This window comes from Streptomyces sp. NPDC027672, assembly GCF_055566335.1.
The window spans coordinates 145,493-158,301 of the sequence record NZ_JBVHSO010000004.1 but is presented as its reverse complement, the minus strand read 5'-3'; the positions used below and the strand labels follow the sequence as shown (position 1 = coordinate 158,301).

The following is a 12,809-nucleotide window of genomic DNA, read 5'->3' as shown; positions in this document are numbered from 1 at the left end:
CGGCGACAGAAGGGATGTTTCGTACGGCGGTGCCGGAAGGCAAGCACCGCCCGGCCGGTGTCGGCGCCGATGCCCCCTACGCGCCCCCGCGGTCCGCCGCGCTCCCGCCGTCTCCCGCGCTCACTCGGACCCGGGCCGGTCGCGGTGGGCGAAGGCCGCGCGCAGTTCCGGCTCGCCGATCGCGCGGACCCCGCGGACGGCGACCGAGGTGAGGAACGACCGCTCGTCGCCGGCCGGCCGGCCGGGCAGCGCGCTCAGCAGCCGCTGCCCGGCCGGCGAGGCCCGGCGCGGATAGGGATGCATCTCGAACCGGGCGATGGCCAGACAGCTCAGCACCAGGGCCAGAGGCAGCGCGAACCACGCGCCGACCAGCGTGCGCGGCGTCCCGCTCGGGACGGGCAGCAGGACGGCGGTGACACCCAGCACGGCCACCACCGGCGCGGCGGCCCGCACCCGCCGGACGGCGGACCCCACCGTCGTCCCCGCGCCCTCCGGCACCGCGAGGCCCGCGCGGACCAGGCCGTCGGCCAGCCGGCGCACCGCCTCGGCACCGGCCGCCCGCGCCCGCGCCGCCGCGATCCGCGACTGACCGGCGGGCCCGATGGCCCCTATGACCGACCGTTCCATCTCGTCCCGGCCCCGCGGGTCCACGACCGTGGCCCAGCCGGTGTGCGCGAGCAGCAGCCGGCGCTGGCGGGCCATGGAGACGAGGGTCACCTCGGCGACCCGGGCGGGGCCGCCGGCGAGGAACGCCGCCTCGTACAGCGACAGCTCGCGCGCGCCGTCCGCCGGCGCGTCCCGCGCGTCCGCGGCGGCCGCGCGCACGGCCGCCAGACACAGACGGGCACAGGCCGTACCGGCGAAACCCCAGGCCAGGAGCAGGAGAAGGACCCAGAACATGACGTGTTTGTATGCCAGGGACCAGGGCGAACGCCATGGCCTGTTCACGATCCGGACGCCCGGTGACCGGTATGTGGCGTTCCGTTACGCCCTGCCGGTCAGGGGCCGCCCGGGGGCGGCGAGGCACCGGCACCCGGGGGCGGGGAGGACGGCTCGCCCGAGGACGGTACGACGGGGACGGCGGCGCCCGGATCGGCCGCGGGCGGGGCCGGCACCGGGGAGGCGGAGACCGCCAGCTCCCTCGCCAGCGCGGCGAAGTCGACGTAGCCCGTCGCCTCCAGGACCCTGATGTGGTCCAGGACGGTCGCGTTGGCGTCGTCGGCGAGATCGCGGACCAGGGAGTTCTGGGTTCCGGCCCGGATCTGGGCGACCAGCGAGAACACCCGGCCGTGGGCGAGCCGCAGCAGACCGGCGAACCGCCGGTCGAAGTCCTGGCCGCCGGCCGCGTCCAGGGCGGCGAGCCACTGTTTCTGCTGCGCGTTCGGCTCGTTGGGCAGCGGCACGCCGAGCTGGAGGGCGACAGTGCGGACATGGGCGTCCAGGGCGGTGTGGCCGTCGACGAGGTGCCGGCCGGCCGTGCGGATCGCCGCTGTCGTGCCCTTGCGCTCGGCCAGTTCCCCGGCCGGCAGCTCCCACAGCCCGGCCAGCCGGACCTTGGTGACGAAGTCCCGGTCCGCGGCGGACAGCGGGCCGTACGGCGTCGTCACCGTCCGCGCGCTCCGGGGGCTCGCGGCCGCCGGGTCCGGCCGGCCGGCGTAGGACCACAGCGGCACGAGCAGGGCCGCGGCCGTGGCCGCGAGGGCGGTGACGATCAGCCCGGTGCCGCTGAACACGCCTCGGCCGGTGACGGGGGGACGCGGTCGCATGGTGCCTCCTGCACCGCACGCCGGGGAACTGGGGGCGGGTGCGGGGTTGGCATAGTACTGGTGCGCCGCGAGGGTTCTCACGGCGCGGGAGCGGGAGCGGGAGCGGGACGGGGCAGCGCCGGGCCGGGGGCGCGCGGGACGCGGACCCGGGGCGGGGTGCGGGTGCGCGGTGGCCGGCCGCGCGGTTGCGCGCCCCCGGCGGAACGGCCCTCGCCCGCACTGCCCCGGACGTTCTGCGCAGTGCCGGACGTTCTACGCGCTGCCCCGGACGTTGCACGCAGCGCCCCGGACGTTCTACGCGCTGCTCCGGACGTTCTGCGCCGTGCCCCGGCGGTGCAGCAGCCGGGCGGTGAGGCGCTGCTTGCGCGGGGCCGGGCCCGCCCGGTCCAGCCACCATTCCCGCAGCGCCCGGCGCGTGTCCGGCGTGGAGGGCCGGCCCCGGTCCAGCAGTTGTCCGGCGAAGTCCAGCGCGTCGCGGCGGTAGCCGCCGGTCATCGGGCGCCGCCGGGCGTACTCCAGGAACGTCTCCCGGTAGTCGGGGCCGAGGATGACCGGCAGTTCGGGTGCCACCTTCGCCACCACGTCCGCGCGCTTCGCCGCGAGCGTGCGGGCCTGCACCCCCATCCGGACCCGGTCGAACCCCTCCGGCACCGGCGTCCCCGCCACCAGCGACGACAGCACGGCGGCCTGGGCCACCCCGAGCCGCTCGCGCGCCCCGGCCACCGCCCGCGCCGGCACTCCGGTGCCCTCGGCCTCCGTGCCGGCGGTGTCCGCCCCCACCGGGACCCCGGCGGACGCGCCGTCCGCTGCTCGTGCCCGGCCGTCCGCTGCTCGTGCCCGGCCGGCCGTCGCCCGTGCCCGGCCGGCCGCCACGGCCCGGCGGATCGCGGTCAACTCGCCTTCCAGTTCCGCCGGTTCCGGGAAGTTCTCGTCCCGTTCCAGCAGTACGCCGGGCGGTGCCACCCGGGCGGCGAGGCCGGTCAGGATGTCGAGCACCGGGCGCGGCACGGGGTGGGCGTGGCTGTCGTGCCAGACCCCGTCGCGTTCGACACCGCCCGCGACATGGACGTAGGCGAGCGCCTCCAGGGGCAGCGCGGCCAGTTCCTCGGCCGGGTCCTCGCCCCGGTTGACGTGGTTGGTGTGCAGGTTGGCCACGTCGATCAGCAGCTGTACGCCGGTCCGCTCCACCAGCTCGGACAGGAACTGCCCCTCCGTCAGCTCCTCGCCCGGCCAGGAGAACAGCGCGGCGATGTTCTCCAGGGCCAGCGGCACCGGCAGCGCCTCCTGGGCGATCCGGACGTTCTCGCACAGCACGTCCAGCGCGTCCCGGGTGCGCGGCACGGGCAGCAGGTGGCCGGCCTCCAGCGCGGGGGAGGCGGTGAGCGTGCCGCCCGCCCGGACGAAGGCGATGTGCTCGGTGACCAGCGGGGCGCCGAGCGCCTCCGCCCGCTCGGCGAGCGCCGTCAGCCGTCCCTCGTCGGGGCGGTCCGCGCCGCCGAGGCCGAGGGAGACGCCGTGCGGTATCACGGTCACCCCGCGCTCGCGCAGCCGCAGCAGCGACGCGGGCAGATGACCGGGGCAGACGTTCTCCGCGACGACCTCCACCCAGTCGATGCCCGGCATCGCCTCCACCGCGTCCGCGATCTCCGGCCGCCACCCGATCCCGGTCCCCAGTCCCCGCATGCCGCCTCCCCCTCCTCGCCCCGTACGCGTGCGTCGGGTGAGGGCACTATGGCCCGGCCGGCCGGCCGCGAACCACGCCTCGGAGGGCGTTCAGAGCAACATTTGAGGTTCCGCCCCGCGACGCGGTCCGGCGGCGGAGGGGACCGGGGCCCCGGCCACCTCCGGGCGACCCGGACTTGACCATGATCTCCGGGTTGCCGGTGGCGGCCCTGCTTCCATCCTCCTCGACCGTGTACCGGCTTCGAGGTCGGTCAGGGGCTTCGCCGGGGTGTACGGGAGCGGAAGCTGTGGCCGAGTTCAGGGCCCAGTCCGTAGTAGTGGCGGAAGTTGTAGATCAGTGGGCTCCAGGCGGCCGGGTCGATGTGCTGGGAGCCGGGGACGACGATGCGCGGGTCGGCGTGGACCTTGAGCACATGGGCTTCGACGATGAGGAAGGCCCCGGAAGCATCGGGTTGGACCCGTGCGGCGCGGGCCTCCAACTGGAGGGGGCATTCGGCGGCCCTGGGGGGCCTGACCAGCTCGGAGTGTTCGGGTCGCAGGCCGGCGGCGGCGAACTTGTCCGGCTCGAAACGGAAGGCGCCGCGCTTTTCCACGGGTATCGGCGTGCGTCCGGTCAGCGGCGCCAGCCGCTCCACCGCCGGCCACTGGGCCGGCGCGGGGAGGTTGACCACGAGATCGGGTCGGCTGAGGAGATTGTGCGCGGTCTGTCCCTCGGCGCCCAGACCGAGGACGATGACGTGGCCGAGTGCCCAGGCCGAGGACATCGGCGCCAGGTTGAAGGAGCCGTTCTCGTTCTCTGTCGAGAGCAGGACGACCGGCGTGCCGAAGTACAGGATGCTCGGCTCGACGGCCACATGGGCGGCCGACGTGCTGTCGGGCGTGGTGCCGGGTGTCGCGGTGTTCATGAGAGCCGACCGTAGAGTGAGGACTCTTCGGCCCTCGCCGAAGGATCGCCGGGGAATGATGGACGACCATGAGAGACCGTGACGCGCATGTGGAAGGTCCGGACCTGGCCGCTCTGGCCGGACTCCTGGCGGACGGCACCCGCGCGAGTTTCTGCCTGGCCCTCCTGGACGGCCGGGCATGGACCGCGACCGAGTTGGCGCGTCATGCCGGGGTGGCCGCCTCGACCGCGACCGAACACCTGAACCTCCTGGTCGGCGGAGGATTGCTCGCCCAGGAGCGTCAGGGTCGTCATCGCTACGTCCGCCTCGCCGATCCCGAGACGGCCCGACTGATCGAGACCCTTGCCTCCATGGCGCCCCGGCGCGTCACTCCGCCGCGCTCACTGCCCGCTGTGAATCGGAGTCGGGCGCTGGCCCGCGCCCGGACGTGCTACGACCACCTTGCGGGCGCCCTCGGGGTCGCCATCACCGAGGCGATGACCGACCGCGGGCTGCTGGACTGGGAGCAGGGGCCGACGCTCACCGGCGACGGGGTCGCCTGGCTGGCCGACCTCGGCATCGTGCTGCCATCCGCCACACGGCGTCCGCCCGTCCGCTCGTGCCTGGACTGGACCGAACGCCGCCCTCATATGGCCGGCGCCGTCGGTGCGGCCCTGTGCCGTCACGCCTTCGGCTCCGGGTGGATCACCCGGATCGGCACCAGCCGCGCCGTCGCTCTCACCGAGATCGGCTGGCGCGCGCTTCGGGACCACCTCGGCCTGTCCGAGGAGATGCGCCCTACTGGGGCTACGGGGAGATGAACACCGCTCCCACCCGGTCGGACACCGTCACTACTCGCGCCTCATGCCGCCGCACAGGTCGGCGTGACCGAGACACGCTCCTTCCGCCGAGCCTGAGCAATCGTTCACCGGGTGGAGCCGGGAGCCCCCGCAGGCCCGGCTCAGCGCAGTGCCGGGTGGTCCGCCGCCACCGTGCAGGAGCCCGGGGCGATCTCCGTGAAGCCGGCGTCGCGGACCACCGGCAGGCCGCTCGTGGTCAGGCGCGGCCAGTCGGCCGGGGCGGCCGTGCGGACGGCCAGCGGGTAGCCGGCGTCCCGCCACGCGGCGCGCTCCGCCCCGGACAGCGCCCACCAGGCCAACTGGGCGCCGTGGCCGGCCTGGGCCATCGCCTTGCCGGCCGACATCTCCAGCTCCGGGTTGAGCCAGAGCACCGGCTCGGCGGCCGGGTCGGCGGCCGCCGGCGGCTCCGGGTCGTCCAGCTCGGTGCCGGACACCTGGAGCTTCGCCAGGTCCTTGGGCCAGCCGTCCAGCGGGACGGGCGGGAAGACCCGGACCTGTGCCGACTTGCCGGTCAGGGTGATCCCGGGCAGTGCCTCGGCGCGCCGCCACTCGGCGCCGCGGGCCCGCCGGACCACCTTCCGGATGCGGGCGTCCTCCCAGTTCCGTACCGCCTCGGCCCACTCCCCGTCCTCGTGTGCCCGTTCGTCGCCGAGCAGGGTGAGCACGGCCCGGGCGGCCGTCTCCAGCGCGTCGGTACGGGCGGGCGGGTCGCCGCGCTCGATGCGGACGACGAGCGGCAGCACGAACTGCGGCGCCTCGTCGCGGGCGTCGGGTGCGGGGCGGGCGGGCGCGGGTGCGGGATCGTGGCTCACGGGAGCCCAGCCTACGAAGCCGCGGGCGGCCCGATCAACGCGCGGGCCCCGCGGGAAACCCCGGCGACCGGCGGACCGCCCGCGGGCTACGCTGACCCGGCCCGGCCGGAGGGAGCCGCGGCCGGACGGGGAGCGAGCGCGCGTGAGCCAGTACTTCGACATCGGTGACGAGACGCTGTGGAACCCGTCCAACGGGGCCGCGCGGCTCTTCCTGCGGCAGGTCGCGGTCTTCGAGGCCGAACTGGACCTGCCGTCCGGCTTCGGGCCGATGGAGAACGACGAGTGCCGGATCGACCCGGAGGCGTTCGCGGTCTTCGTGCACGCCCTCCTCGCCTGGCACCGGCGGACCGGCCACGCCGTCGTCCTGGCCCTCGGCGAGGGTTTCGCCGGCGTCGTCGTCGCCCTCGCCGAGCGCGCCGGGATCGCCGTCGACTGGGCCCGGCTCGCGGCCTTCCCGGACGGCCCCGCGGCGGACGTGCAGGTCTCGGCGGCCGGGGTGTCGGGGCCGGGGGACGGGGGCGCGTGGGCCGCGGCGGTGCGGGCCCGGGCGACGGAACTCGGCCGGGGCATGGCCCGCTGAGCCGGGACGCGGCCCCGGCACCCCGGACGCGGCCCCGGCACCCCGGACCCGGCCCGCCGCGCGGGGCCCGGGGAGCGGGCGCCGCGCCACAATGGCCCCCATGCACCGTGACCACGAGCGTGAGCTGCGCCTGACCGCCGTAGGCCGTCGCTACGGCGTCCGCGGCCCGTGGGTGTTACGCGGCGTCGGCCTCGCCGTCGCACCCGGCACCCTCACCCGGATCGACGGGGCGAACGGCAGCGGCAAGTCCACCCTGCTGCGGCTCCTGGCCCGGCTCGACACGCCCAGCGAGGGCCGGATCACCGGCCGGCCGCGCACGGCGTACGTACCCGAGCGGTTCCCCTCCGCCCTGCCCTTCACGGCCGCCGGCTACCTCACCCACCTCGGCACCGTCCACGGCCTCGGCCGGAACGCCGCCGCACGCGCCGCGCACGCGTGGCTGGAGCGGTTCGGCGCACAGGAGCACGCCGGCACGCCGATGGTGCGGCTGTCCAAGGGCGGCAGCCAGAAGGTCGCCGTCGCCCAGGCCCTGGTCGGCGACCCGGAGCTGCTGGTGCTGGACGAGGCGTGGACCGGGCTCGACGCGGCGGCGCGGGCCGAGCTGGACCGGGTGGTCGCCGAACGGACCGCCGCCGGCGGCGCGGTGGTGTTCGTGGACCACGACCCGCGACGGCTCGCCGGGGCGGAGGACGCGACGTACACCGTGGCCGGCGGCGGGCTGAGCCGCCGTACCGAGCGGGCGCTCGTGGCGGACGGGCCGCTCACCGTCGTCGTCGCGCAGGGGCCGCCGGGCGGGCGGCTGCCGGCGGACGTGCTCCAGGCCGCCGTCCGCGCGGAGGAGACGGCGCCCGGCAGCCACCGCCTCACCGTCCCCGCCTCCCACTCCGACCTCCTGCTGCGCGCCCTGCTCACGGCCCGCCCGCCGTGGCACGTGGTGCGCGTCGAACCCGGGAGCCGTCCGTGACCGCCCTGCTGCGCTACCAGGCCGACCTGCTGCTGCGTTCCCAGCGCTGGCTGCCGCCGGTGATCCTGTACGCCGTCTTCCTCACCGTCGGCGTGGGCGCGGGCCAGCCGGTGCTGGACTCGCTCGGCTACACGGCCGCCGCACTGCTGCCGGTGGCCGCCTGGCTGGTCCGGATCTGCGTCACCGGCGAGCCGCCCGCGGCCCGCGCCTGCGTCGCCGCCGCGCGCGGCCCCGCCCGGGCGCACCTCGCCTGCCTGCTGACCGCCCTGCTCGCGGCCGTGCTGCTCGGGCTGGCGGCCACCGCGGTGGTGACCCTGGTCAGCGACCCCGCGAGCAACGGCCACCGCGTGCGGATCGCGCCGCCGCGGGCGCTGGCCGCCGGGCTGCCGGCCGTCCTCGTCTGCGCCCTGCTCGGCACGGCCGTCGGCGCGCTCACCCACCGTCCGGTGCTGCGCTCCACCGGACGCGCGGTGCCCGCGATGCTGCTCGGGGCGCTGCTCGCGGTGGTGTGGGCCGGCTCCCCGGCGCAGGCCGCGGTCAGCGGTCTGGTCACCGGCTCGCAGACCGGCCGGGCGCCCCTGGCGCTGCTGCCGACGGCCGGCGCGGCCCTGGTCACGGCCGGCGCCTTCGCCGCCGCGGCCTGGCTCACCGGCCGCCGCTCACCCTGAACAGGCGGTGCGCTGGGCCTCCTGCCACTCGCACACCGGGCACAGCGTGATGCCCTTGTACGACTCCGGGTACTCGGTCGGCTCCCGGCACAGCACACAGGCCGCGTACGGCGGGCCGTCGGCCTTGGCCGGCCGCGCCGCGTCGGTGATCGTGCAGTAGTCCTCGTCGCTCATGCCCCCAGCGTAGGACGGTCACCGGGCGGGGCGGGTCTCGGCGATCAGCTCGGAGACCTTCACGAAGCGGTAGCCGCGCCGGCGCAGCTCCGGTACGACCGCGCGGACGACCCGCTCGGTGGTCGGGGCGGCGCTGCGGGTGCAGTGCAGGACGACCACCGAGCCCGGTTTCACCCCGTCCAGCACCTGTCGCACCACCGCGTCGGCGTCCGTGGCGAAGGCGTCACCGCTCACCACGTCCCACTGCACCGCGGTCACCCCGAGCCCGCTGAGCGCGCGCAGCGCCTGCTGGTCGTAACAGCCGCCGGGGAAGCGGAAGTACGGCATGGGGTGCGGTACGCCGGCCGCGCGCAGGGAGTCGTAGGCCCGCTGGACGTCCGCGCGCATGCGGTCGGCGGCCACGGTCGGCAGGCCGTAGCAGTCGGCGGTGAACGCGTAGTGGCTGAAGGAGTGGTTGGCCACCTCGAACCGCGGGTCCCGGCCCAGGTCGCGGGCCTCGGCCGGGTACTGGTCGGCCCAGCTACCGGTCATGAACACGGTCGCCGGCACCTTCAGCGTGCGCAGCGCCGTGATCAGGCCCGGGTTGTCGAAGTGCTCGCCGGCGGCCGCGCGGGGCCCCTGGTCCGCGGTCATGTCGGCGTCGAAGGTGAGCGCGACGGTCTTGCCCCGGGTGCGCGGGCCGTGCGCGAACACCGGGGTCAGCCCGCCGGGACCGGGCGCGAGGACGGGGGTGCGCGCGGAGGCGGAGGGGGAGGAGGCGGCCGGGGCGGGGCGCGGGGCGGTCGCGGTGCCGCAGGAGGCGAGCGCCGCGCCGAGGGCGCAGAGGGCGGTGACGGTGGCGAGACGGTGTGCTGGTGGGATCACCGTACCAACGTAGGACGGAAAGTACGTTTATATGACGATCCGTCCCGGGTGTGGTGCTGCCGTCACCCGGCCGGCGGGCCTTCTTCCGTCGCCTGGTCCAGCTCGCGCCGCTCCAGCGGTTCGACCGCCGGGCCCTGGATCACGGTGCCGTCCACCGCGAACCGCGAGCCGTGGCACGGGCACTCCCAGGCCCGTTCGGCGCGGTTGAAGGAGACCAGGCAGCCGAGGTGGGTGCAGCGGGCGGACACGGCGTGCAGGGCGCCCTCGTCGTCGCGGTGCACCGCGAGCCGCTCGCCGCCGCACCGGACCAGCGCGCCGTCGCCCGGCTCCAGGCCGGCCACCGAACCCGGCGGCTTCAGCCGGTCGCCCACGAAGTGCCGGGCCACCTCCGCCTGCGTCTTCAGCAGCGTCGGCGCCTCCCGGGCCACCGACTTCAGCCGGCGCGGGTCGTACAGCTCGCGCCAGGCGCACTCCCGGCCGGTGATCAGCGCGGTCAGCAGCAGTCCGGCCATGATGCCGCCGCTCAGGCCCCAGCCGCCGAAGCCGGTGGCGACATAGGTGTGCCGGGCGCCCGCGTGGAACGGGCCGACCAGCGGGACGGAGTCGGTGGACTCGTTGTCCTGGGTGGCCCAGGCGTGGTCCAGGCTCACCCCGGGGAAGTGCTCCCGCGCCCAGGCGGCGAGCCGGTCGAAGCCGGCCTGTGGATCGCCGGTGCCGGGCGTGAAGTGCTCCCCGGTGACCACCAGCAGCCGCTGCCCGTCCGGGCCGTAGGGCGCGGTGCGCACCGAGCGGGTGTTCTCGTCCGGGGTGATGTACATGCCGCCCGGGTCCGGGCCGTCGCCCAGCGGTCCGGCGACGACCAGTTCCCGGCGCGGGGACAGCCGGGTGAACAGCAGGGCCCGGTCGAACACGGGGTAGTGGGTGGCGATCACCACGTCCCGCGCGGTCACCGTGAGGCCCGCCTCCGTGGTCAGCCGGCACGGCTCGCCCTCCGTGAGCCCGGTGACCCGCGTGTGCTCGAACACCTGGCCGCCGTGCGCGAGCAGGTCCGCGGTGAGCGCCCGCAGGTACTTCACCGGGTGGAACTGCGCCTGCCCGGTCACCCGGACCGCGCCCGCCACCGGGAACGGCAGCCCGGTCTCCGTGGTGAACGCGGCCGGCAGCCCCGCCTCCCGGGCGGCCTCCGCCTCCGCGCGCACCTCCGCGACCCGCGCGGGGTCCCGGACGTAGGTGTACGCGTCCCGGGTCTCCCACTCGCAGTCGACGCCCAGCTCCGCCGCCAGCGCCGCCGCGTGCGCGATCGCCTCCGACTGCGAGCGGGCGTACAGCCGGGCCCCCTCCGGTCCCCGGGTGCGCCGCAGCCGGTCGTAGACCAGGGTGTGCTGGGCGGTCAGCTTCGCGGTGGTGTGGCCGGTGACCCCGGCCACCGCCCGCCCGGCCTCCAGCACCGCCACCCGCCGCCCGGCCCGGGCCAGCTCGTGGGCGGTGCTCAGCCCGGCGATGCCGGCGCCGACGACGGCCACGTCCACGTCGAGGTCCGCGTCCAGGACCGGGTGATCCGGCCCGGGAGCGGTCCGCAGCCAGTACGAATCGGTGACCTTCCGCTGTTCGCGCATGCCCGTCGGGTACCCCGGCCCGCCCGCCTCACGTCCCCTCCAGCAGCCGCTCCCGGCACTCCGCCACGTCGAAGCGGGCCGGCGGATAGCGCGGGTCCAGCTCCCGCAGCCGCTCCAGCAGCAGCCGGCTGATCGCCCAGTTGCGGTACCACTTGCGGTCCGCCGGGACGAGGTACCAGGGTGCGTGCGGCGCCGCGCAGCGTTCCAGGGCCGTCTCGTACGCCTCCTGGTAGGCCGGCCACAGGGCGCGTCCCTCCAGGTCGGCCGGGTCGAACTTCCAGTGCTTGTCGGGGCGGTCCAGGCGGCGCAGCAGCCGGCGCCGCTGCTCGTCGTAGGACAGGTGCAGGAAGCACTTGACGACGGTCACGCCGTCCTCGGCCAGCTCCCGCTCGAAGTCGTTGATCAGCCCGTAGCGGCTGCCGATCTCGGCGGGCCGCGCGAGATGCCGGACCCGGGCCACGAGCACGTCCTCGTAGTGCGAGCGGTCGAAGATGCCGATCTCGCCGGGGCCGGGCAGCGCGCGCCGCACCCGCCACAGGAAGTCGTGCCGCCGCTCCTCCTCGGTGGGCGCCTTGAACGCCCTGACCCGGCAGCCCGCCGGGTCGAGCCGGCCGATCACGTGCCGTACCGTGCCGCCCTTGCCGCTGGTGTCCATGCCCTGGAGCAGGAGCAGCACCCGGCGGCGGTCGCCCGCGGTGCCCGCCGCCCACAGCCGCTCCTGGAGCTTGGCCAGGCGGCGGCCCATGCGGTCGGTGTCGGCCAGCGCGGCCTGTTTGCCGTCCGGGGCGCCGGGGGTGGCCCGGGGGTCGTACCCGCCCAGGTCGACCCGCTCGCCCGGCGGGAGACGCAGCAGGTCCCCCAGTGTGCTGTCCTTCTCGGCCGGGTGCTTGGGCACGGGCGCTCCTCTCGTCCGGTGGGCCGGGTGCCCTCACGGGTGCCCGGTCCGCCGGCCGGGATGCGGCCCGCGTGCCCGTCGGGGCGCGGTGCGCGCCGGCCCCGGCGCGGTGTGCCGCTATCCGGGACGCGGGCCGCCGTCGGTGTGCGGCAGGGGGTGGGGCGTCCGGTCCGGCTCCGCGACGGGCGGCTGCGCGCCGCGTTCCAGGAAGTGCAGCAGCTCGACCGGGATGGGCAGCACCAGGGTGGAGTTCTTCTCGGCCGCCACCGCCATCACCGTCTGCAGCAGCCGCAACTGGAGCGCGGTCGGGGTGTCGGCCATCTGCTGGGCGGCCTCGGCCAGCTTCTTGGAGGCCTGCAGCTCGGCGTCGGCGTTGATGATCCGGGCCCGGCGCTCGCGGTCCGCCTCGGCCTGGCGGGCCATCGACCGCTTCATCGTGTCCGGCAGGGACACGTCCTTGATCTCGACCCGGTCCACCTGGACGCCCCAGCCCACCGCCGGGCTGTCGATCATCAGCTCCAGGCCCTGGTTGAGCTGTTCGCGGTTGGAGAGCAGGTCGTCCAGATCGCTCTTGCCGATGATCGACCGCAGGGAGGTCTGCGCCATCTGCGAGACCGCGAACTTGTAGTCCTCGACCTTCACCAGGGCGCTCACCGCGTCGACCACCCGGAAGTAGACCACCGCGTCCACCCGGACGGTGACGTTGTCCCGGGTGATGCCCTCCTGGGCCGGGATCGGCATGGTCACGATCTGGAGGTTGATCTTCCGCAGCCGGTCCACGAAGGGAATGACCAGGTTCAGGCCCGGCGTCCGTACGTCCCCGGTGACCCGGCCGAGCCGGAACAGCACCCCGTGTTCGTACTGCTTCACCACCCGCGCCGCCGCCGCCAGGTACACGACACCGAGGGAACCCACCGTCGCAATGGCCACCACAAGGTACTCGACCATGGTGACCTCCTCACCAGAGGCCCGTTTTATCCGTTGTTGCCACGATAGGCCCGTGGGGCCGGGATGCCGAGAGGTCCCGGCGTCCCGACCCCACG

At 75.7% G+C, this 12,809-nt stretch carries 14 protein-coding genes; 4 read left to right on the top strand and 10 right to left on the bottom strand.

Features of this window, described 5'->3' with window-relative positions; translation table 11 throughout:
* Window positions 1-120: 120 nt before the first annotated feature.
* The 4 genes from ACZ4SV_RS11960 to ACZ4SV_RS11945 form a co-directional block, all read right to left on the bottom strand.
* The gene (locus ACZ4SV_RS11960; RefSeq protein WP_468003599.1) at window positions 121-900 is read right to left on the bottom strand and encodes a TIGR04222 domain-containing membrane protein; all 780 of its coding nucleotides are present in this window, start codon (window positions 898-900) and stop codon (window positions 121-123) included.
* A 98-nt stretch (window positions 901-998) separates the two neighbouring features.
* Window positions 999-1,766, bottom strand: a complete 768-nt coding sequence (locus ACZ4SV_RS11955; protein ID WP_468003597.1) for a DUF4142 domain-containing protein — start codon at window positions 1,764-1,766, stop codon at window positions 999-1,001.
* Between the two features lie 294 nt (window positions 1,767-2,060).
* Window positions 2,061-3,449, bottom strand: coding sequence for an MbnB/TglH/ChrH family RiPP precursor modification enzyme (locus tag ACZ4SV_RS11950; protein ID WP_468003595.1), 1,389 nt, complete (start codon window positions 3,447-3,449; stop codon window positions 2,061-2,063).
* A gap of 251 nt (window positions 3,450-3,700) precedes the next feature.
* Window positions 3,701-4,354: a flavin reductase family protein gene (locus ACZ4SV_RS11945; protein ID WP_365871127.1), complete on the bottom strand. Its 654-nt coding sequence runs from the start codon at window positions 4,352-4,354 to the stop codon at window positions 3,701-3,703.
* Window positions 4,355-4,422: 68 nt separating this feature from the next.
* On the opposite strand from ACZ4SV_RS11945, the gene ACZ4SV_RS11940 reads away from it, so the two are divergent.
* On the top strand, window positions 4,423-5,154 hold the full coding sequence (locus tag ACZ4SV_RS11940) for a helix-turn-helix domain-containing protein (protein WP_468003592.1): 732 nt from the start codon (window positions 4,423-4,425) through the stop codon (window positions 5,152-5,154).
* Between the two features lie 140 nt (window positions 5,155-5,294).
* On the opposite strand, the gene ACZ4SV_RS11935 is transcribed toward ACZ4SV_RS11940, so the two are convergent.
* Window positions 5,295-6,005 (bottom strand): peptidyl-tRNA hydrolase, encoded by a 711-nt coding sequence (locus ACZ4SV_RS11935; RefSeq protein WP_468003590.1) that lies wholly within the window; start codon window positions 6,003-6,005, stop codon window positions 5,295-5,297.
* A gap of 142 nt (window positions 6,006-6,147) precedes the next feature.
* Between ACZ4SV_RS11935 and ACZ4SV_RS11930 the strand changes: the two genes are divergently transcribed.
* The 3 genes from ACZ4SV_RS11930 to ACZ4SV_RS11920 all read left to right on the top strand — a co-directional run bounded on the left by ACZ4SV_RS11930 (window position 6,148) and on the right by ACZ4SV_RS11920 (window position 8,217).
* Window positions 6,148-6,585, top strand: coding sequence for a DUF6086 family protein (locus tag ACZ4SV_RS11930; RefSeq protein ID WP_468003588.1), 438 nt, complete (start codon window positions 6,148-6,150; stop codon window positions 6,583-6,585).
* A 100-nt stretch (window positions 6,586-6,685) separates the two neighbouring features.
* Complete coding sequence (locus ACZ4SV_RS11925; protein WP_468003586.1) at window positions 6,686-7,549, top strand: ABC transporter ATP-binding protein; 864 nt, start codon at window positions 6,686-6,688, stop codon at window positions 7,547-7,549.
* Complete coding sequence (locus ACZ4SV_RS11920; protein ID WP_468003584.1) at window positions 7,546-8,217, top strand: ABC transporter; 672 nt, start codon at window positions 7,546-7,548, stop codon at window positions 8,215-8,217. The genes ACZ4SV_RS11925 and ACZ4SV_RS11920 overlap by 4 nt, the downstream gene beginning before the upstream one ends.
* Here ACZ4SV_RS11920 and ACZ4SV_RS11915 read toward each other — a convergent pair.
* The 5 genes from ACZ4SV_RS11915 to ACZ4SV_RS11895 all read right to left on the bottom strand — a co-directional run bounded on the left by ACZ4SV_RS11915 (window position 8,209) and on the right by ACZ4SV_RS11895 (window position 12,714).
* On the bottom strand, window positions 8,209-8,391 hold the full coding sequence (locus ACZ4SV_RS11915) for a hypothetical protein (RefSeq protein ID WP_365871140.1): 183 nt from the start codon (window positions 8,389-8,391) through the stop codon (window positions 8,209-8,211). The genes ACZ4SV_RS11920 and ACZ4SV_RS11915 overlap by 9 nt on opposite strands.
* Before the next feature lie 18 nt (window positions 8,392-8,409).
* Complete coding sequence (locus ACZ4SV_RS11910) at window positions 8,410-9,255, bottom strand: polysaccharide deacetylase family protein (RefSeq protein ID WP_468003581.1); 846 nt, start codon at window positions 9,253-9,255, stop codon at window positions 8,410-8,412.
* Between the two features lie 62 nt (window positions 9,256-9,317).
* Window positions 9,318-10,871: an FAD-dependent oxidoreductase gene (locus ACZ4SV_RS11905; protein ID WP_398213225.1), complete on the bottom strand. Its 1,554-nt coding sequence runs from the start codon at window positions 10,869-10,871 to the stop codon at window positions 9,318-9,320.
* Between the two features lie 28 nt (window positions 10,872-10,899).
* A complete protein-coding gene (locus ACZ4SV_RS11900; RefSeq protein ID WP_468003578.1) occupies window positions 10,900-11,766 on the bottom strand; it encodes a PPK2 family polyphosphate kinase in 867 nt (288 codons plus the stop codon).
* 117 nt (window positions 11,767-11,883) lie between these two features.
* Window positions 11,884-12,714: a slipin family protein gene (locus ACZ4SV_RS11895; protein WP_468003576.1), complete on the bottom strand. Its 831-nt coding sequence runs from the start codon at window positions 12,712-12,714 to the stop codon at window positions 11,884-11,886.
* Window positions 12,715-12,809 lie beyond the last annotated feature (95 nt).

Bases quoted from the DNA above. Each gene is read 5' to 3' on its own strand.
- ACZ4SV_RS11950 (WP_468003595.1), bottom strand. From the start codon at position 3,449: ATGCGGGGACTGGGGACCGGGATCGGGTGGCGGCCGGAGATCGCGGAC.
- ACZ4SV_RS11915 (WP_365871140.1), bottom strand. From the start codon at position 8,391: ATGAGCGACGAGGACTACTGCACGATCACCGACGCGGCGCGGCCGGCC.
- ACZ4SV_RS11905 (WP_398213225.1), bottom strand. From the start codon at position 10,871: ATGCGCGAACAGCGGAAGGTCACCGATTCGTACTGGCTGCGGACCGCT.
- ACZ4SV_RS11895 (WP_468003576.1), bottom strand. From the start codon at position 12,714: ATGGTCGAGTACCTTGTGGTGGCCATTGCGACGGTGGGTTCCCTCGGT.
- ACZ4SV_RS11940 (WP_468003592.1), top strand. From the start codon at position 4,423: ATGAGAGACCGTGACGCGCATGTGGAAGGTCCGGACCTGGCCGCTCTG.
- ACZ4SV_RS11925 (WP_468003586.1), top strand. From the start codon at position 6,686: ATGCACCGTGACCACGAGCGTGAGCTGCGCCTGACCGCCGTAGGCCGT.
- ACZ4SV_RS11955 (WP_468003597.1), bottom strand. From the start codon at position 1,766: ATGCGACCGCGTCCCCCCGTCACCGGCCGAGGCGTGTTCAGCGGCACC.
- ACZ4SV_RS11960 (WP_468003599.1), bottom strand. From the start codon at position 900: ATGTTCTGGGTCCTTCTCCTGCTCCTGGCCTGGGGTTTCGCCGGTACG.
- ACZ4SV_RS11945 (WP_365871127.1), bottom strand. From the start codon at position 4,354: ATGAACACCGCGACACCCGGCACCACGCCCGACAGCACGTCGGCCGCC.